We start from the raw sequence: 16,562 nt of genomic DNA, 5'->3' as shown, positions 1-16,562 counted from the left end.
CCCCGCCCGACCCCCTCGGCGCGGGGGCCGCACCCCTGCCACCGGTAAACTCCCCGAACCAGCCGGCCACGCCAGGCGTCTGAGCCGCTGACGAACCATCCCGGCACCCCAGCCGGAGCACGGCACCACCACGAGGGAGTCCCCCGACCATGTCCCAACGAGCCCTTGGCGTGACCAGCGCGGTCCTCGCGCTGAGCATGGCCCTCAGCTCCTGCGGCCTCATCCGCGACCTGACCTCCGCAGAGGGCGAGGAGGAGAGCCCCACGGGAGAGAACGTGGAGGAGGTCTCCGCCGAGGACATCGAACTCCCCTTCGTACGCACGGGCCGCATGTTCGTCGAGGGCGGCAACGACGTCGCCGTCGAGATGACCATCGACACCCTCGAGCACAACGGCGAATACCTGATGCTCGACCTCAGCCTCAACATCCTGGAGTTCATCACCGGCGAGGAACTCAAGTTCGCCAGCGCGCCCCTGCGCCTGGTCGACCCCGTCTCCGGCGAGGTACTGGAACCCATCACCAGCGAAGAGCACGGCGAGCCCTACGGCACCTACTTCATCGAGGGCAGCGACCTGGGCCCCATCCACGAGACCCTGCCCCAGCCCATCCGCCGGTACTTCCCCGCCCCCAGCGAGGACGTGGAGTTCCTGACCCTGACCGGCGCCACCGCGGGCCACGTGCCCGGCATCCCGGTCAGCTACGTCGACGAGTTCACCCCGTTGCCCGAACCCGACATCCACGACTACATCGACCCCGAAACCTGGGTGATCATCCGGGACCTGCCCGAGGACGAGATCGTCTACCCCGAGACCCCGCCGGAGCCGGGCTTGGAGACCGACGGGTTCGTCATGTCCATGGAGAGCTTCGTGGACAGCCCCACCGCCTCCACCACCCGCGCGGGCGACGAGGAGATCATCGCCCTGCACGCGGACAACATGTTCGAGTTCGACGAGTCCGACCCCACCGACGAAGCCGTGGACACCATCCAGGAGGCGGCCCAGTCCATGCGGGAGAACCTCGGCGAGGGCACCGAGATCACCATCATCGGCCACACCGACGGCAAGGGCGCGGACGACTACAACCAGGACCTGTCCCAAGAGCGCGCCGAGGCCGTACGCGATCTGCTGGAGGAGGAGCTGGGCGCGGACTTCACCCTGACCACCGAGGGCCGGGGCAGCGACGAACCGGTCGCCGAGGAGGGCAGGAACGACGACGAGGAGGCCCGCGCCCGCAACCGCCGCGTGGAGTTCCAGTACGAGGTCCCCATGGCCGACACCGACTCCGAGGAGGGCGACTCGGGCCTGGACGCGGCCAAGCGCCACGTGGGGCCGCCCGCGCCCTACTTCGAGGAACTGGACCCGTTCACCACGGTCACCCATGAGGACCTGGACCTGAACGTCTACCCGATGGTGCGCGACGGCGCCTACCTGTTCCAGATGGTGGGCTTCCAGAACTCCACCCTGTCCGACCTCGAAGCCGACCTGGAGGGCGACGAGGCCTCCCTGCCCGGCAGCCCCCAGCAGTACACCGAGGGCACCATGGGCGGTTTCCGCCTGGAGGAGCCGGGCAACGGCCTGATCCGCTACGTGATCCGCATCCGCGACGGCGAAGGCGAGTACGAGGACTTCGCCGACGAGATCTTCACCCTCTCCCCGGGCGAGGAGTACCTGGCGCTGTCGGTCTTCCCCGCCCCCGGCCCGGAGGTTGAGGAGATGACCCTGTACGCGGGTGCCTTCGGCGAGATCCCCGGGGTCCCCGTCCAGTAGCTCCCACAGCTCCCGTCCGGTAGAGCCAACACGCGGCAGAACAAGGGCGGCGCCCCTTCCCCTGCGGGGGAGCGGGCGCCGCCTTCGTCTCGCGCCGGAGCGGTGTCGGGCAGCAGGTCAGCGCCTCGGGGGCAGGAGGGGAGGCGCCGCCACCGGCCAGGCCTCGGGCAGGCCCCGCTCACACACTGCGCACTCGGCGCGGCGGCGCACCGCGTAGGCCGCGGTCGCCACCGCCAGGGCCGCACCCCACAGCGGCATCGCGCCGAAGGCCACCGCGTGCGAACCCATTCCGGGTTCGACCCCGCCCAGCTGCCAGAACTGCACCAGAACGCTGCGCCCCATCCCCACCAGGGCCATCGCCACCAGCGTCGCGGGCAGCACGGCCAAGGTCACCGGCACCCGGCGACCGGACAGCCCCACCATCCACCGGGGAAAGCGCACACCCCACCCCTGGACCAGACCCAGCATGAGCACGGCGCCCAGCACACCGGCCGCCCCCAGTCCCAGCCCGATCATCATCGCGGTCGGGTCCGAGGAGACCGCGGCGAAAGCCTCCTCCGCCATCCCCATGGAGTATCCGAACAGCCACGGCAACCGCAGTGCCGGGTAGAACAGGGCCAGGGCGAAGGCACCGCCCACCGCGATCCTGCCCGTGCGCAGCGCCCGCCCCCGCAGCGCGCGTTCGGTGTCGGGGGTCCAGGCTGTGGTGCGTCCGCACCGTGCGCATCCGTCGAGTCGCCGCCTGCGGTGGGTCAGCGACGCCCACGCCCAGATCCCCGCTCCCGCGGTGAAGTACAGCGTCTGGAGCAGGGGCGCGGACAGGGTCAGGGCGACGTAGTCCACCCCCAGGGCCGGTTCGACCCACACCAGCACCGGCATGGCCAGGCCGTAACCCAACCACACCAGCAGGGTGGAATCGATATAGGCCAGCAGCAGTACGGCGAACACGGTCCAGGCCGACACCTCCAGCAGGCGCGGCGCGCGAGAGCGCGGCAGGAGCAGGGCGATCACCACTCCCAGGGCGCCCACCAGGAAGGTGGCTGAGGCAGCCACCCCCAGGTGGTCAGTGGTGAGCAGGGCCCCGAAGGCGCTGGCCTCGGACAGCCCCGGGGGTACCACCCCGGTCAGCCAGCCCAACGCCATGCCCAGGGCCGCGGCCGACCAGGCCAGCGCGGCCCCGTAGGGCAGGGACGAGGCGGGCGGGTGACGGGTACCGGGGGAGTGGTCGCGGGGAGCGGGACGCGGGTCGGAACCCGCCGCTCCAGTACCAGCAGCGGCGGTAGCGGACTGTCCAGCAGCTGGAGTGGAACCGGTCGGGTCGGTACTGCGCGGGGCGGACATGAGTGGCTCCTTCACGGGTGGGCGAACCTTCACCTCCACCCTGGTTCCGGAGACCGCCGGGTACCTCCCCAACAGGGGTGGTTCGGCCCCCTCGGCCTCCCCCGCAAGGGGGAACCGGGCCCGCCCCGAGTCCTCCGGGCACACGAAAGGGACCGGCGCCCGCACACGGTGCAAGGCCGGTCCCTGAGTCGGTTCCCGGGTCTGCCAGACTCGCTGGTCATCCCCTGGGCGGTCAGGCCTTCTGGGCGTAGGCCTTCTCCAGGGCCGCGGTGAAGACCTCGAGCGGTTGGGCCCCCGAGACACCGAAGGCCCGGTCCATCACGAAGAACGGCACCCCGGTGGCGCCCAGCTGCTGGGCGGTGCGGATGTCGCTTTGGACCTCGGCGGTGTAGGCGTCACCGGTCAGGACGGTGCGGGCCTCCTCGGTGTCCAGGCCGATCTCCTCGGCCAGCTCCACCAGGGTGTCCACGTCGTCCAGGACGCGGGCCTGCACCAGCTGGGCGCGCATCAGGCGCTCATGGGCCTGGTCGCCCAGCCCCTTTTCCTTGGCCAGGTGGGTGAGCCGGTGGGCGTCGAAGGTGTTGACCATGACGGCGTTCTCGAACTCGTAGTGCAGCCCCTCCTGCGCCGCCACCTGCTTGACCTGGTCGGTCATCTGCCTGACCTGGTCGGGGGTGGCGTTCATCTTCTTGGCCAGGGAGTCATAAACCGGCTCGCGAACCCCCCGGGGGAAGGTGGGGTCGAGCTGGAAGCTGCGCCAGACGAGTTCAACCTCGTCGGCGTGCTCGAAGCTCGCCAGGGCCTTCTCCAGACGCCGCTTGCCGATGTAGCACCACGGGCACACGATGTCGGACCACACTTCGATCTGCACTGCCGTTCCCCTCACAAGCAGATTCCGTCCGAGCACGCGGGTGCGCCCTCGGATCCCAACGCCACCAGGCCCCTGACCGCGGGCAGGGACTCCTGGCCCCCGCTCGCCTCAGGACCGCCCTCAGGTGCGGGCACCGTCCGCGGTTCCGCATCCCGCGCTCTGTCCGGCTCCGAGCCGCTCACGCTCACCACCGACCCTTACATACATATTGTGCGTAACCCTATTATCAGTGAGTATGTAGGTAGGAAAGGCCCGCCACAAGGAGGAACTTTCATGTCCGCAACGAACACCCATGTTCCCCTGACCGAACGCAAGCTCACCGAGAACCCCCAGGACTGCCCGGTCCGCGAGGTCCTGGACCGGGTCGGGGACAAGTGGAGCGTGCTCATCATCGTCATGCTCGGCCAGCGCACCCACCGCTACAGCGAGCTGGACCGCGCCATCGACGGCATCAGCCAGCGCATGCTCACCCTGACCCTGCGCGCCCTGGTCCGGGACGGCCTGGTCGAGCGCACCGTGCACGCCAGCGTCCCGCCGCGAGTGGACTACACGCTGACCGGACTCGGGCACACCCTGCTGGAGCCGCTCACCGCCCTGGACCGCTGGGCCAACGACCACCGCGACGACATCCGCGCCGCCCGGGAACGCCACGACCGCCCCGAACAGGGCTGAGCCCGCCCCGGACACACAGCGCGCCCACGGCGACCACGGCACGACCCCCGGTGCAACACCGGAGGCCGTGTTCCTACTCCCGCCCACCACTGAGCCCGAATCCGGGTGAGGGCTTTACTGCTCCTGGGGGCGGTGGCGGGCGGCGGCACGCTCCTTGGCCAGGCACAGCAGCTCACGTACACGCCCCGAGGTCCGCGGGCCCGGGTTGAGCACCGCCAGCCACCCTTGAGCGGCGTAGGCCGGGTGCGGCAGGAGACGGTCCGGCTCGGTGAAGTCGAAGCCCTCACGGTGCTCGGCGTGCGCCGCCGGAGTGTGGCCCACCACCTCCTCGAACAGGGCGCGGCCCACCGCGATGTTGACCCGGAACACCCCGGGCCGATCAAGGTCGGAGTCGCTGTCGAAATCCGGGTAGTCCTTGGTCACCAGGGTCGCGAACGGGGTGAAGCCACCGCGCTCACGCGCCCGCCCGTCAGGGTCGTACAGGAAGAAGGAGTCGCCCCAGGCGATCTCGGGCGCCCCGCTCTCCCGGCTCGCGGTCATCACGTCCACCTGGCCCAGCCCGGCCACGAAGTGGATGATCTCGTCCTCGGTCATCACGCCCCCTCGAAGCATTCGGGTGTCCGTCCCGCTCACCCCTGCTTCAAGTGTGTCATTGAACTGCTTTGTGAGACTTCATCCGAGAAGATCCCCGTGGGTGCGCTTTCTCGAACAGCAACCCTCAAATCCCACCCGAGCACTCAACCAACGACCCCAGGAACACCAGGGCCACCACCGCGACCCGTTCCACACCCGGGGCCAGGCCCCGGCCCTGCCGAACACCCCACCCGGGCCGCCGAACCCACCGCCTGAGGGCACAAGGTTGGACAACACACATCCAAACCTGCGCCAAGGATGCGTGTCCTGGTCATCGGGCCGTGCGACACTCACCGCATGGCCGCACCATACCCAGGCCCCTACGGGCCACCACCCCAAGTAGACCCTCGTGAACTGCGCCCCTCCCGTGTCTGGTTCTGGGTGGGCGGCGCACTCATCCCGCTCTCGATCATCCTGGGCATCGTGCTGTTCGTGGTGCTACTGCTGCGGGGCCTGGCCCTGCCCGAGTTCGACGCACGCACCCAGGGCACCCAAAGCACGACCTTCACGGTCAACGCCCAGGAACACCCCGAGTCGGGGTGGCTGCTGTACAGCTCACCCCCGAACGTGGACCACACCGCGTGCGCTCTGACCGGCCCCGACGACCAGACCCTGACCTTCGCCTACCCCACCTTCAACCACGAGACGGAAGGACAGGACGGTGCCTGGGCGATGGTCGGTATGGCCGACCTGACCGAACCGGGCGAGTACACCCTGACCTGTCAGGCCCCCGACAGCGTCCGCTTCGGAATCGCCTACGCGGGCGACACCACCGGCAACATCGCCACCGGTGTGCTCGGAGCTCTGGGCTCCCTGCTGTTCATCCCGTTCCTGGGTGTGGTGAGCGGCATCATCCTGATCATCGTCACGGCGGTACGCCGGAGCCGTCACCGCCAACAGCTCACCAACGAACGCACCACCCAGGGCCCGCCGCCCGGTCAGTACCCCGGCCCCTACCCCGGCCCGTACCCGGGCCAACAGCAGCCACCCCCGCCGGGCGGCTACCCGGGCCAACCGCCCCACCCACCGCAGGACGGCCCGCCCTCGGGCCCGCAGGGCCCGGCATCACCACCGAGGCCCGGCCCTCAGCACACCTGACCGGCACGAGCACCTGACCCTCGGCGCCCGCACGCACCAGGCGCGGGCGCCGAGGCACATCATCAGGGGGCGGCGGCCAGCGCCCAGCCGGGCAGTGCCTCGGTGCGCCCGGACCACTCCCGGGGGATCGCCCCCTCGGGCAGGCCCGCCCCCAGGATGCCCGCCACGATCGCGCAGGTGGTGTCCATGTCCCCGCCCGGGGCCACCGTGGCCCACAACGCCGCGGCCAGCCCCGACCGGTACCGGGCCGCCGCCCACAACGCGAAGGGCACCGTGTCCAGGGCGCTGACCCCAGACCCGTTGCCCAGCTCCGCGGCCACCCCCAGCGGGTTGGAAGTGATCAGCAAAGCCCGGGCATCACGCACCGCCTCACGCACCCGCCCCTGGGGCAGGTACTCCACCACCCGGTCCAGGAACGATCCGGCGCCCATCGTCTCCCGCCGCGCCACCAAGGCCGCGGCCACCGCCACCGCGACGGCGCCGTCCACCGCCTCAGGATGGGTGTGAGTGACGCGCGCGCTCACAGCGGCCTGCTCCACCACCTCGTCCAGGTCCTCGGCGTACCAGGCACCCAACGGAGCCACCCGCATCGCCGCCCCGTTACCGAAGGAGCCCGACCCCTCGAACAGCTCCGAGGCCAACGACCGCCAGTCACCACCCCCACGCACCAGCCGCAGCATCCGACCGGTCGCGGGTCCGTACCCGCGGTCGAAGTCGTGGTGGCGGGCGAAGGAGGCCGCCAGGCGATCGGGGTCCACGGCCCCGCCGCGCACGACCTCGGCATAGACCGACGCCGCCATCTCGGTGTCCTCGGTCCACTGCCACGGGCCGGGCGGCAGCTCCCGCCCGGTCAGGAAAGGGCGGTTGTCAGGGACGAAGAACTGGGAGCCGAAGGCATCACCCACGGCCAGAGCGGACAGGGAGGCAAGAGCGCGCACCGGGCGCGCGATGTCGATGGTGTGCATATCGCCTCCCATCCTGGACAACCCGACCCCGACTGTCCATGCCCCCAGGCCCCGCCTGCGAGCACCCTCCCAGCCCTCCACCCACCCTCACCACCACCCTCTTGGCCCCTCGACACCACAGACCGGGCACCCACTCCACGCCATCCCCCACCGATCACGCGTTTTTCACCTGCGGTGACAGCACAACGAAACATCCCCGACACCTACCCCCAACTCACGGGTAACACCCTGCCGGTTACCTGAAAAGCGTCCGACCCCGCAGCCCGCAGGAGGAGCCGCCCCATGGAAGAACTCGTCGTCATCGGCAACGGCATGGTCGGCCACCGGCTCGTCGAGGCCCTCCGCGACCGCGACACCGCCCACCACTGGCACATCACCGTGGTGGGCGAGGAACCCCGCACCGCCTACGACCGCGTCGCCCTGTCCACCTACCTCGACGGCGCCAGCGCCCAGGACCTGTCCCTGGGCGACCTACGCGGCCCCGGCGTGGACGTGCACGTGTCCGAACAGGCCACCGCCATCGACCGCGCCGCGCGCACCGTCACCACCGCCTCCGGCCGCGTCCTGCCCTACGACCGCCTGGTCCTGGCCACCGGATCCACCCCCTTCGTGCCCCCCATCCCCGGCCACGACCTGCCCGGCTGCCACGTCTACCGCACCATCGAGGACCTGGACGACCTGACCGCCGACGCCGAGAACGCCAAAACCGGCGTGGTCATCGGCGGCGGCCTCCTCGGCCTCGAAGCGGCCAACGCCCTGCGCCTGCTGGGTGTGAGCGCACACGTCGTCGAACTCGCACCCCACCTGATGCCCGCCCAGATCGACCAGGGCGCCGGAGCCCTACTCCAGAACCTGGTCACCGACCTGGGCGTGAGCGTGCACACCGGCACCGCCTCCACCGCCGTCCAAGCAGGCCCCGACGGACGCGCCGCCCGCCTGGCCCTGGCCGACGGCAACCACCTGGACGCCGACATGGTCGTCTTCTCCGTGGGCATCCGCCCCCGCGACAACCTGGCCCGCGACGCCGGACTCACCGTGGGCGAACGCGGCGGCATCGTCATCGACGACACCTGCACCACCAACGACACCCACATCCACGCCATCGGCGAAGCCGCCCACCACCGCGGCACCGTCTACGGACTCATCGCCCCCGGCAACGCCATGGCCGAAGTCCTAGCCGACCGCCTGGTCGGCGGAGCCGCCACCTTCACCGGCGCCGACACCTCCACCAAACTCAAACTCCTGGGCGTGGACGTGGCCAGCTTCGGCGACGCCCACGGCAACACCCCCGGCGCCCTGGACGTGGTCGTCAACGACGCCGCCAGCGGCCGCTACGCCAAACTCGTACTCTCCGACGACGCCACCACCCTGCTCGGCGGCATCCTGGTCGGCGACGCCTCCGCCTACGCCACCCTGCGCCCCCTGGTCGGCTCACCCCTGCCCGGCGACCCCCTGGCCCTGATCACCCCCGACGGCGAAGGGCTCAGCGCCGACGCCCTGCCCGACTCCGCGCAGATCTGCTCGTGCAACGCCGTCACCAAGGGCGAAGTCAGCGAGGCCATCGCCTGCGGCGCCCACGACGTGGCCGAACTCAAGTCCTGCACCCGGGCCGGCACCAGCTGCGGCTCGTGCGTGCCCATGCTCAAGCAGATCCTCACCCAGGCCGGCATCACCCAGTCCAAGGCCCTGTGCGAACACTTCACCCAGTCGCGCACCGAACTGCTGGAGATCATCCGCGCCACCGGCACCACGACCTTCTCCGCACTCATCGACGCACACGGCACCGGGCACGGCTGCGACATCTGCAAGCCCGCAGTCGCCTCAATCCTGGCCTCCCTGGGCGGCGGCCACATCCTGGACGGCGAAACCGCCACCCTGCAGGACACCAACGACCGCTACCTCGCCAACCTGCAGCGCAACGGCACCTACTCGGTGGTGCCGCGCATCCCCGGCGGCGAGATCACCCCCGACAAACTCATCGTGATCGGCGAGGTCGCCCGCGACTTCGACCTCTACACCAAGATCACCGGCGGCCAGCGCATCGACCTGTTCGGCGCCCGCCTGGAACAACTGCCCGCCATCTGGACCCGCCTGGTCGAGGCCGGGTTCGAATCCGGCCACGCCTACGGAAAGTCCCTGCGCACCGTGAAGTCGTGCGTGGGCACCACCTGGTGCCGCTACGGCGTCCAGGACTCCGTCGGACTGGCCATCCGCCTGGAGGAGCGCTACCGGGGCCTGCGCTCACCCCACAAACTCAAGTCCGCCGTCTCCGGGTGCGCCCGCGAATGCGCCGAGGCCCGCGGCAAGGACTTCGGCATCATCGCCACCGAGACCGGCTGGAACCTCTACGTGGGCGGCAACGGCGGCTTCACCCCCCGCCACGCCCAGCTGCTCGCCGGCGACCTGGACGAGGACACCCTCATCCGCTACATCGACCGCTTCCTCATGTTCTACATCCGCACCGCCGACCGCCTCCAGCGCACCGCCCCCTGGATCGAGGCCATGGAGGGCGGCCTGGACCACCTGCGCGAGGTCGTGGTCAACGACAGCCTGGGCATCGCCCAGGAGCTGGAGGAGGCCATGGCCCAGCACGTGGACTCCTACACCGACGAATGGGCGGCCGTGCTGAACGACCCCGACAAGCTCGCCCGCTTCGAGTCCTTCACCAACGCCCCCACCACCCCCGACCCCACCATCAGCTTCACCACCACCCGCGACCAGCCCGTGCCCGGCGCACCCACCCCACTGGGCATGCCCACCCCCCGCACCAGCAAGGAGAGCACCCGATGAGCGTCCTCACCCACACCACCACCCAGGAGCCGAGCGAAACCACCACCGGCTGGGTCCACGCCTGCCCCAAGCACCGCCTCGAACCCGGCATCGGCCTGGCCGTCCTACTACCCGACGGCCACCAGGTCGCCCTCTTCACCACCCGCGACCACCACCTGTACGCCGTGGACAACCTCGACCCGCACACCGGCGCCACCGTCATCTCCCGCGGCATCGTCGGCGACCGCGCCGGAGAACCCACCGTGGCCTCACCCATGCTCAAGCACGTGTTCTCCCTGACCACCGGCCAGAGCCTGGACACCCCCGACGTGCGCCTGAACACCTGGCCGGTACGCGTGGACGGCGAGAACGTACAGATCGCCACCACCCCGCACCCCACCCAGAACGCCTCCGACCCCGCCCAGAGCACCACACGCGCCGAACAGGGGACCCCATGACCACTGCCGTGCCCGCCTCACCGCCCACCGGCGAGGCCACCACCGCACCCCTGGCCGGGTTCACCGTCGCCGTCACCGCCGCCCGCCGCGCCGAGGAACTCACCGCCCTGCTCCACCGCAAGGGCGCCCAGGTCATCGCCGCACCCGCCCTGCGCATCGTCCCCTTGAGCGACGACCAACGCCTGGCCTCGGTCTCCGAACAACTCACCCGCACCCCCGCCGACGTCGTCGTGGCCACCACCGGCATCGGCTTCCGCGGCTGGGTCGAGGCCTGCGAAACCTGGGGCATGGCCGAACCCCTCCTGACCAGCATGAAATCCTCACGCCTGCTCGCCCGCGGCCCCAAAGCCAAAGGCGCCATCCGCGCCGCCGGACTCACCGAGGAATGGTCCCCGCCCTCCGAATCCTCCGCTGAAGTCCTGGACTACCTCCTCGAACGCGGCGTCCAAGGCCTGCGCGTGGCCATCCAACTCCACGGCGAACCCCTGCCCGACTTCACCGCCGCCCTACGCCTGGCCGGAGCCGAAGTCATCGAGGTCCCCGTCTACCGCTGGACCCAACCCGAACAAACCGCACCCCTGGACCGCCTCATCGAGGCCGTCACCACCGGAGCAGTGGACGCCGTCACCTTCACCAGCGCCCCAGCCGCCGCCGGACTCCTCGCCCGCGCCCACACCACCGGCCAACAACACGCCCTCATCGGCGCCCTGCGCGGCCACGTCCTCTGCCTGTGCGTGGGACCGGTCACCGCACGACCCCTCATGGCCCACGACATCCCCACCGTGTGGCCCGAACGCGCCCGCATCGGCGCCCAGGTCCGCAAACTCACCGAAGAACTCCCCGCACGCTTCCCCACCCTCAACGTCGCCGGACACCGCCTACGCCTGCGCGGCCACGCCGTCCTGGTCGACGGCACCGTCCACACCCTCTCGCCCACCCTGATGCGCCTGATCCGCGCCCTGGCCCACCGCCCCGGCCAGGTCCGCGACCGCGCCCACCTGCTCACCTGCCTGGGCGAGGACGCCGACGCCCACGCCGTCGAAACGGCCGTGGCCCGCCTGCGCACCGCCCTGGGCGACCCCAAGATCATCCAAACGGTCGTCAAACGCGGCTACCGCCTGGCCCTGGACACCCACCCATGCTGAACCCCACCCTGCTGCTGGTCCTGCACGGCACCCGCTCACCCCGCGGCACCGCCATCGCCCACTCCCTGGCCCTGCGCGTGGCCGAGGTGACCCACCGCCCCACCCGCCTGGCCTTCGCCGACGTCACCCACCCCAACGTCACCGAGGTCGCCGCCCAAACCCCGGGCCCCTTGGTCGTGGTGCCCGCCTTCCTGGCCTCGGGCTACCACGTGCGCACCGACATCCCCGACCAACTCCTCCAGGCGGGCCGCACCGACGCCGTCATCACCCCGGCCCTGGGCGACCACCCCGCCCTGCCGGCCACCGCCCTACGCCGCCTCACCCAGGCCGGGTACCAGCGTGGCGACGCCCTGATCCTGGCGTGCGCGGGCACCTCCGACCCCCACGCCCAGGCCGAACTCGACCAGGCCGCCCAGCGCCTGTCCCAACGCACGGGCGGGCCCGTCCACCTGGCCTACGCAGCCACCAGCACCCCCACCGTGGCCGACAGGGTCGCCGAACTGCGCGCGGCGGGCCACCGGCGGGTGAGCGTGGCCACCTGGCTGCTGGCCCCGGGCCTGTTCCACGACCGACTCAAGGAATCGGGCGCCGATGTGGTCGCCGCGCCCCTGTGCCCGGACCGGGCCGTGGCCCACGCGGTGGCCGACCGCTACCTGCGCGCCGCTGTTCCCCAGCCCGCCCACCCCTGAGCGCGGCCTCACCGGGTGCGTGTATCCGCTGCGGGTCACCACCCCCGAAGGGGAAAGGGTTGCGCAGGCCCATCAAGCCCGTAGGGCGTCAGAGCGGACCTACCTTCGGCTGAGCGAGCTATCGGCCAGTCAGGATTTCCGGGATCCCGAGATCCCGACAAAGCCAGATGTGCGTGAGTCTGCACGGGCAGGACTCGTCGCAAAGCCTTCGGGGTAGGGCGCTGTCTGCTTCAGCGCCAAGGCGTGGGGCTTGGCCCAGGGCACTCCCATGCCGGAAGCCCGCGGCGGGGGAGCAGCGGGCTTCGGTGGGTCCGGCTGGGCGAGTGGTGCCTGTCATGAACCGCGGGTCCAGGGCTGGGGGAGCGGGTTGCCCGCGCGCATCCAGGTGTGGAGGGCCTCGAAGGCGTGGTCGGCGGCGCGCAGGGCCTGGGCGACCTGGTCGGGGTCCTCCGGTCGGTGGCGCAGCACGGAGGAGAGTTCGTCGAAGAGCAGGTCGGCCTGCTCCTGGCAGGTGGGTGCCTGGGCGGCGTGGTCGTGGGTGTTCACCAATGGTCTCCTTCGGGTGGAAGCGGTGTGTGGGCTAGGGGAGCCGGTCCAGGAGCTCACGGGCGAGCTGTCGGGCCAGGCCTTCCTCGTGGCCTCGGCGCGCGACGATCGCGGAGGATTCGGGTTGGCCGCAGACAGCTCGCGTCCAGCCGTCGTCCGTCAGGCGCACACTGACCGCCCGATAGCCGAACTCCACCGTCACCGAACCGGGAGTGCTGCCCTCTCGTGGGGCCAGCCCTCGCCGTCGCAGTGCGGAGAGCAACGCACAGAGTTCGATTTCGGAGGTGTCGGTCCCGGGTTGTATGGGCGATGGCATAACTACTCCAGACTGGCCGTGTGCTGGAACTCCAGTGTCATGTTCCGGAAGTCGCAGGTGAAGTGCTGCGTACATGTACCGTCACGCAATGCACAGGACTGGAATCTGTTGGAATCCCTGCGCCTGTCCAGTCAGGTGTGCTGTCATGACTGTCATGCCCCTCGAAAAGGAGATCGCTGTCCGCTACGGCGGTGAGCTGCGCGGCCTTCGGGAAGCCGCAGGACTCACCCAGACCGCACTCGCCCACGCTGCGAATACGAGTAAAAGCACCATTTCAGCAGTTGAGCGGGGTATCACCGTTCCCACCCCAGTGCTCCGAGAGGCCTTCGACCGAGAGTTGGGCAAGGGGCATCTGGCCCGGATCTGGGAAGAGCTGACCGGCGATGGCCGTGAGGCATGGAAGCGGGAAGTCGCCGAGCTGATTGATGCGGCCAGTGCCGTCTACGAGTACCTGGTGCTCGTGTGGCCAGCCCATCTCCAGACGGAGGCGTACGCACACGCCCTCATCAGATATGGCGCCCAGTGGCTATCGGCAGATGAGGTCGGTTCTCGAGCTCGGGACAGAGCGATGCGCGCGCAGCGGCTCACGGATACAGAGCACCCGCGGCTGTGGTTGGTCGCTGACGAAGCACTTCTGTACCGGCGCTACGGCGGGTCGGAAACCACGCGCGAACAGCTGTCGCTTGTCACTGGGTTGGTGGAGAGTGGCAGGGTCACCTTGCAACTGATCCCCATGGACACACCCCCACACCCCGGGACCTCTGGTCCCTTTAAGCTGATCACCACGAAGTCTCTCCCGGATGTCATGTTTGCCGAAAGCGCTCGTGAGGGCCAGCTCGTCACCAACACCACGGAGACAGCGAACTGGCGGATGCAGTTCGCCGCCCTGCAGAGCGCGGCGATGGGGCCTGAAGCCACCTTGACGAGGCTGAAGGCGGAGCTTAGGAAGTTGGACGATGAGTAAATCCACCTGGCACAAGAGCACCTACTCCGACGGTGGGGCCAACTGTGTGGAGGCTCGGCAGGGCGCTGCTGGTGCGGATGTCCGGGACACCCAGAACCGTGATGCCGGGCATCTGAGCTTCGCTTCGCAGGAGTGGGCGGCTCTGCTCGGCGGGGTGCGTTCCCAAGCCCGTTGACCTCAGATCCCCCGGCGGCCCTTCGTTTTGACGGAGGGCCTTTTTGTGAGAAAAGGAAGCTTTCGCAAAACGGGCCAAGTGGGGCGAGTTTCGCGTTTTGGGTTTGCGGGTTGTTCTTCGGATCTCTCGCGTGTGCGGATTTGAGAGAAAACCCTGCGAACTCTTGTTCGCCTCGCTAGGTTGGACCACAACAAGAAAAAACCCGACCCGGTGCTGACAACACCTGGTCGGGTTGTGGCCGACGCCTGCACAAACAGGTTTGTCGACTCTGCCACCTCCCTGAACCAACCAGGAAGGCGACTCGTCATGGAGTCTAACGCCTCGGCCCTCTCCAGCGCAGCCCAAACCCCGAATCCGATCGGGTTTTCTCCGGCCCGCAAGCGTCCCCAGGGTGCGTTCAAGGGGATCGGGTTCATCCTGGCGATCTGGGTCCAGGAGATCTTCATCCAGGGCCTGGTTCCCTCGCTGCGCTCGCTGGCGGCGCTGATGGCCATCGCCAAGGCGGTCGACGCCGATGGCCGGTGGTGCTTCTTCTTGCTGGAGAACCTGGCTCAACGCTGCGGCAAGCTGAGCGTCAGCAGTCTCAAGCGCGGCATCGATGATTTGGTCGAGGCGGGTATCGTTCGCAAGCTCACGCGCTCGGAGACCATCGATTTCTTCGCCGAGGACATCAAGCGCGGCCGCTCTGTCTATCAGCTGCCGTGTGTGCTGGAGCTTCTCGTCCCGGCCGAGGACTACCCCGAGTTGGTGCTCGAAGACATCAACGCCTGCCGCACCAAGCTGGGGGAGGAGCCTCTCAATGCGCACAATAGGCCCTCGTTGAAGCGCACCAGCACCCCAGCTCATATTGGTCGGGCCCCCAGTTCAGATTGGTCTACAGACTCTTTCCCTGGGGACTTTTCTCATACCGAGGTGGATAATTCCGTCCGTGGCACCTCAAGCACAGGAGAGCAAAACCGACAAAAGCCCAGGGGTGGCCTCTTCGGGATTATTGATCGAATCCCCAACATATTTCTGGCCAACCCGGTGGCGGACCGGGAGCAGTTGGCGCTGGCGGTGGAGAAACTCCTGCGCCAGGGGCTGGGCGAAGCCGAGGTGCGGTCACTGCTGTGGGGGAGGGAGCGGTTGCGGCGTCCCTTCCCGGCGCTGATGCGGCGGCTGTGCGACATGAGCGCCGCGCATCGCTACCTCAACGGCACTCTGGGCCGAGGCATCCACGGATCAAGCCTGCCCACCCCGTCATGGCCGGTGCCGGGTGAGGACTCTCCAGATACCCAGCCCAAGCAGTTCCCGGTGGACGACCAGGGCAAGGCCACCGGCACCTGCCCCGAGCACAAGAACACGCGCAACGTCCCGGGTGGCACCTGCTCGATCTGCGGTCGACGCTGCCGTTCGGAGCCCGGCCAGCTCCTGCCCGAACCCGTAGCGGAACTCAACGCCCCACCCCAGGACGCGTTGCTGCCACAGCCCCCGCAAGTCGCTCTGCCCGAGGATCCCTCTTTGGACCCGCAGACGTTGGTGCAGATGGCTGCCTCCCTGAACGGCACGGGGCGCACCCCTGCCGAGGAGCCGGTCCTCAAGGGCGGCCTGTGGCTTCCCGCCGGCTCGAAGCCGGCACCCAACGCCCGACCCCTGGCTGCCTGGGCCCGGGAGCGGATCAAGCAGGCCCCCAAGCCCACCACCCCCGACGCCCCCTCAGGAGAGCCAGTTATCCACAGCCCTGCCCGCCCACCGTGGCGGCACGGGCGAGTTTTGGTGTCTTCTTGATATCGGGGGAAGCTCCGTTTGCGCCCACCTCAGCATGCCTCCAAGCGCCCCCGCCAGCCCGGTGGCCGGGTGGAAATCAGGTGTACACACCCGTTTGAGGGCAACGGACACAGGAACATGGTCGACAGATCCGCCTTCGGCCGGGGCCTGGGCGCTCACCTGCTGGCCTGGGTCGAGAGCAAGGCCAGCGCCCACCACCACACCTCGGTGCGCCTGGACTGCGTGTCCACCAACCACCGCCTGCGCGCCTACGACGAACAACGCCGCTACCACCCGCGCGGGCAGGTCACTTTCGGCCCGGATTCCACCTGGCACCCGGTCACCCGATACGAGAAACCCTTGCCGTAGGGGACCCAGCGGGCCGGTGGACACTGCCCGTACCCCAGC

At 69.5% G+C, this 16,562-nt stretch carries 17 protein-coding genes; 11 read left to right on the top strand and 6 right to left on the bottom strand.

Annotated features, from left to right (window positions below):
* Positions 1-149 precede the first annotated feature (149 nt).
* Positions 150-1,766: an OmpA family protein gene (locus tag D457_RS0108185; protein WP_026116456.1), complete on the top strand. Its 1,617-nt coding sequence runs from the start codon at positions 150-152 to the stop codon at positions 1,764-1,766.
* 117 nt (positions 1,767-1,883) lie between these two features.
* Here the strand turns inward: D457_RS0108185 and D457_RS32110 are convergent, their stop codons facing one another.
* Both D457_RS32110 and D457_RS0108175 read right to left on the bottom strand, forming a co-directional pair.
* Positions 1,884-3,107 (bottom strand): hypothetical protein, encoded by a 1,224-nt coding sequence (locus tag D457_RS32110; protein ID WP_239646042.1) that lies wholly within the window; start codon positions 3,105-3,107, stop codon positions 1,884-1,886.
* 232 nt (positions 3,108-3,339) lie between these two features.
* Positions 3,340-3,978 carry a DsbA family oxidoreductase gene (locus D457_RS0108175; RefSeq protein ID WP_017580163.1) on the bottom strand — a complete coding sequence of 213 codons (639 nt, stop codon included), beginning with the start codon at positions 3,976-3,978 and terminating at the stop codon, positions 3,340-3,342.
* Positions 3,979-4,251: 273 nt separating this feature from the next.
* Here D457_RS0108175 and D457_RS0108170 point away from each other — a divergent pair, with 273 nt between their 5' ends.
* Positions 4,252-4,650: a winged helix-turn-helix transcriptional regulator gene (locus tag D457_RS0108170; protein WP_017580162.1), complete on the top strand. Its 399-nt coding sequence runs from the start codon at positions 4,252-4,254 to the stop codon at positions 4,648-4,650.
* A 114-nt stretch (positions 4,651-4,764) separates the two neighbouring features.
* On the opposite strand, the gene D457_RS0108165 is transcribed toward D457_RS0108170, so the two are convergent.
* The gene (locus D457_RS0108165) at positions 4,765-5,244 is read right to left on the bottom strand and encodes a DUF6194 family protein (protein WP_017580161.1); all 480 of its coding nucleotides are present in this window, start codon (positions 5,242-5,244) and stop codon (positions 4,765-4,767) included.
* 336 nt (positions 5,245-5,580) lie between these two features.
* On the opposite strand from D457_RS0108165, the gene D457_RS36635 reads away from it, so the two are divergent.
* Positions 5,581-6,381: a hypothetical protein gene (locus D457_RS36635; RefSeq protein ID WP_193374464.1), complete on the top strand. Its 801-nt coding sequence runs from the start codon at positions 5,581-5,583 to the stop codon at positions 6,379-6,381.
* A gap of 62 nt (positions 6,382-6,443) precedes the next feature.
* Here the strand turns inward: D457_RS36635 and D457_RS0108155 are convergent, their stop codons facing one another.
* Positions 6,444-7,346: an ADP-ribosylglycohydrolase family protein gene (locus D457_RS0108155; RefSeq protein ID WP_017580159.1), complete on the bottom strand. Its 903-nt coding sequence runs from the start codon at positions 7,344-7,346 to the stop codon at positions 6,444-6,446.
* Positions 7,347-7,628: 282 nt separating this feature from the next.
* Between D457_RS0108155 and nirB the strand changes: the two genes are divergently transcribed.
* From nirB to D457_RS0108135, 4 genes are read left to right on the top strand one after another with little or no spacing between them, the layout of a single operon-like run.
* Positions 7,629-10,136: a nitrite reductase large subunit NirB gene (gene nirB, locus D457_RS0108150; protein WP_017580158.1), complete on the top strand. Its 2,508-nt coding sequence runs from the start codon at positions 7,629-7,631 to the stop codon at positions 10,134-10,136.
* Positions 10,133-10,573 carry a nitrite reductase small subunit NirD gene (nirD, locus tag D457_RS0108145; RefSeq protein ID WP_017580157.1) on the top strand — a complete coding sequence of 147 codons (441 nt, stop codon included), beginning with the start codon at positions 10,133-10,135 and terminating at the stop codon, positions 10,571-10,573. Before nirB ends, nirD begins: the two co-directional genes overlap by 4 nt.
* On the top strand, positions 10,570-11,718 hold the full coding sequence (locus D457_RS0108140; RefSeq protein WP_017580156.1) for a uroporphyrinogen-III synthase: 1,149 nt from the start codon (positions 10,570-10,572) through the stop codon (positions 11,716-11,718). The genes nirD and D457_RS0108140 overlap by 4 nt, the downstream gene beginning before the upstream one ends.
* Complete coding sequence (locus D457_RS0108135) at positions 11,712-12,407, top strand: sirohydrochlorin chelatase (protein WP_017580155.1); 696 nt, start codon at positions 11,712-11,714, stop codon at positions 12,405-12,407. Before D457_RS0108140 ends, D457_RS0108135 begins: the two co-directional genes overlap by 7 nt.
* Before the next feature lie 333 nt (positions 12,408-12,740).
* Here D457_RS0108135 and D457_RS0108130 read toward each other — a convergent pair whose 3' ends face one another.
* Together D457_RS0108130 and D457_RS35670 are read right to left on the bottom strand one after the other, a co-directional pair.
* Positions 12,741-12,953, bottom strand: a complete 213-nt coding sequence (locus D457_RS0108130) for a hypothetical protein (RefSeq protein WP_152514177.1) — start codon at positions 12,951-12,953, stop codon at positions 12,741-12,743.
* A 34-nt stretch (positions 12,954-12,987) separates the two neighbouring features.
* Positions 12,988-13,269 carry a hypothetical protein gene (locus D457_RS35670; RefSeq protein WP_152514176.1) on the bottom strand — a complete coding sequence of 94 codons (282 nt, stop codon included), beginning with the start codon at positions 13,267-13,269 and terminating at the stop codon, positions 12,988-12,990.
* A gap of 145 nt (positions 13,270-13,414) precedes the next feature.
* Here D457_RS35670 and D457_RS0108120 point away from each other — a divergent pair, with 145 nt between their 5' ends.
* From D457_RS0108120 to D457_RS32105, 4 genes are all read left to right on the top strand, one after another.
* Positions 13,415-14,233 carry a helix-turn-helix domain-containing protein gene (locus tag D457_RS0108120; RefSeq protein ID WP_017580152.1) on the top strand — a complete coding sequence of 273 codons (819 nt, stop codon included), beginning with the start codon at positions 13,415-13,417 and terminating at the stop codon, positions 14,231-14,233.
* Positions 14,226-14,408, top strand: coding sequence for a DUF397 domain-containing protein (locus tag D457_RS34560; RefSeq protein WP_083926696.1), 183 nt, complete (start codon positions 14,226-14,228; stop codon positions 14,406-14,408). The genes D457_RS0108120 and D457_RS34560 overlap by 8 nt, the downstream gene beginning before the upstream one ends.
* A gap of 306 nt (positions 14,409-14,714) precedes the next feature.
* Complete coding sequence (locus tag D457_RS0108115) at positions 14,715-16,175, top strand: hypothetical protein (protein ID WP_017580151.1); 1,461 nt, start codon at positions 14,715-14,717, stop codon at positions 16,173-16,175.
* A 117-nt stretch (positions 16,176-16,292) separates the two neighbouring features.
* Positions 16,293-16,523, top strand: a complete 231-nt coding sequence (locus D457_RS32105) for an N-acetyltransferase (RefSeq protein ID WP_017580150.1) — start codon at positions 16,293-16,295, stop codon at positions 16,521-16,523.
* Positions 16,524-16,562 lie beyond the last annotated feature (39 nt).

Origin of the sequence: Nocardiopsis valliformis DSM 45023, from assembly GCF_000340985.1 — a bacterium.
GTDB lineage: Bacteria > Actinomycetota > Actinomycetes > Streptosporangiales > Streptosporangiaceae > Nocardiopsis > Nocardiopsis exhalans.
The sequence above is the reverse complement of the archived record's forward strand: the minus strand, read 5'-3'. Positions and strand labels throughout refer to the sequence as shown.

What these genes read in the sequence shown, in the direction of transcription:
- D457_RS32110 (WP_239646042.1), bottom strand. Translation starts at nt 3,107, where the DNA reads ATGTCCGCCCCGCGCAGTACCGACCCGACCGGTTCCACTCCAGCTGCT.
- D457_RS35670 (WP_152514176.1), bottom strand. Translation starts at nt 13,269, where the DNA reads ATGCCATCGCCCATACAACCCGGGACCGACACCTCCGAAATCGAACTC.
- D457_RS0108165 (WP_017580161.1), bottom strand. Translation starts at nt 5,244, where the DNA reads ATGACCGAGGACGAGATCATCCACTTCGTGGCCGGGCTGGGCCAGGTG.
- nirB (WP_017580158.1), top strand. Translation starts at nt 7,629, where the DNA reads ATGGAAGAACTCGTCGTCATCGGCAACGGCATGGTCGGCCACCGGCTC.
- D457_RS34560 (WP_083926696.1), top strand. Translation starts at nt 14,226, where the DNA reads ATGAGTAAATCCACCTGGCACAAGAGCACCTACTCCGACGGTGGGGCC.
- D457_RS0108115 (WP_017580151.1), top strand. Translation starts at nt 14,715, where the DNA reads ATGGAGTCTAACGCCTCGGCCCTCTCCAGCGCAGCCCAAACCCCGAAT.
- D457_RS32105 (WP_017580150.1), top strand. Translation starts at nt 16,293, where the DNA reads ATGGTCGACAGATCCGCCTTCGGCCGGGGCCTGGGCGCTCACCTGCTG.
- D457_RS36635 (WP_193374464.1), top strand. Translation starts at nt 5,581, where the DNA reads ATGGCCGCACCATACCCAGGCCCCTACGGGCCACCACCCCAAGTAGAC.
- D457_RS0108140 (WP_017580156.1), top strand. Translation starts at nt 10,570, where the DNA reads ATGACCACTGCCGTGCCCGCCTCACCGCCCACCGGCGAGGCCACCACC.
- D457_RS0108170 (WP_017580162.1), top strand. Translation starts at nt 4,252, where the DNA reads ATGTCCGCAACGAACACCCATGTTCCCCTGACCGAACGCAAGCTCACC.
- D457_RS0108155 (WP_017580159.1), bottom strand. Translation starts at nt 7,346, where the DNA reads ATGCACACCATCGACATCGCGCGCCCGGTGCGCGCTCTTGCCTCCCTG.
- D457_RS0108120 (WP_017580152.1), top strand. Translation starts at nt 13,415, where the DNA reads ATGACTGTCATGCCCCTCGAAAAGGAGATCGCTGTCCGCTACGGCGGT.
- D457_RS0108135 (WP_017580155.1), top strand. Translation starts at nt 11,712, where the DNA reads ATGCTGAACCCCACCCTGCTGCTGGTCCTGCACGGCACCCGCTCACCC.
- nirD (WP_017580157.1), top strand. Translation starts at nt 10,133, where the DNA reads ATGAGCGTCCTCACCCACACCACCACCCAGGAGCCGAGCGAAACCACC.
- D457_RS0108185 (WP_026116456.1), top strand. Translation starts at nt 150, where the DNA reads ATGTCCCAACGAGCCCTTGGCGTGACCAGCGCGGTCCTCGCGCTGAGC.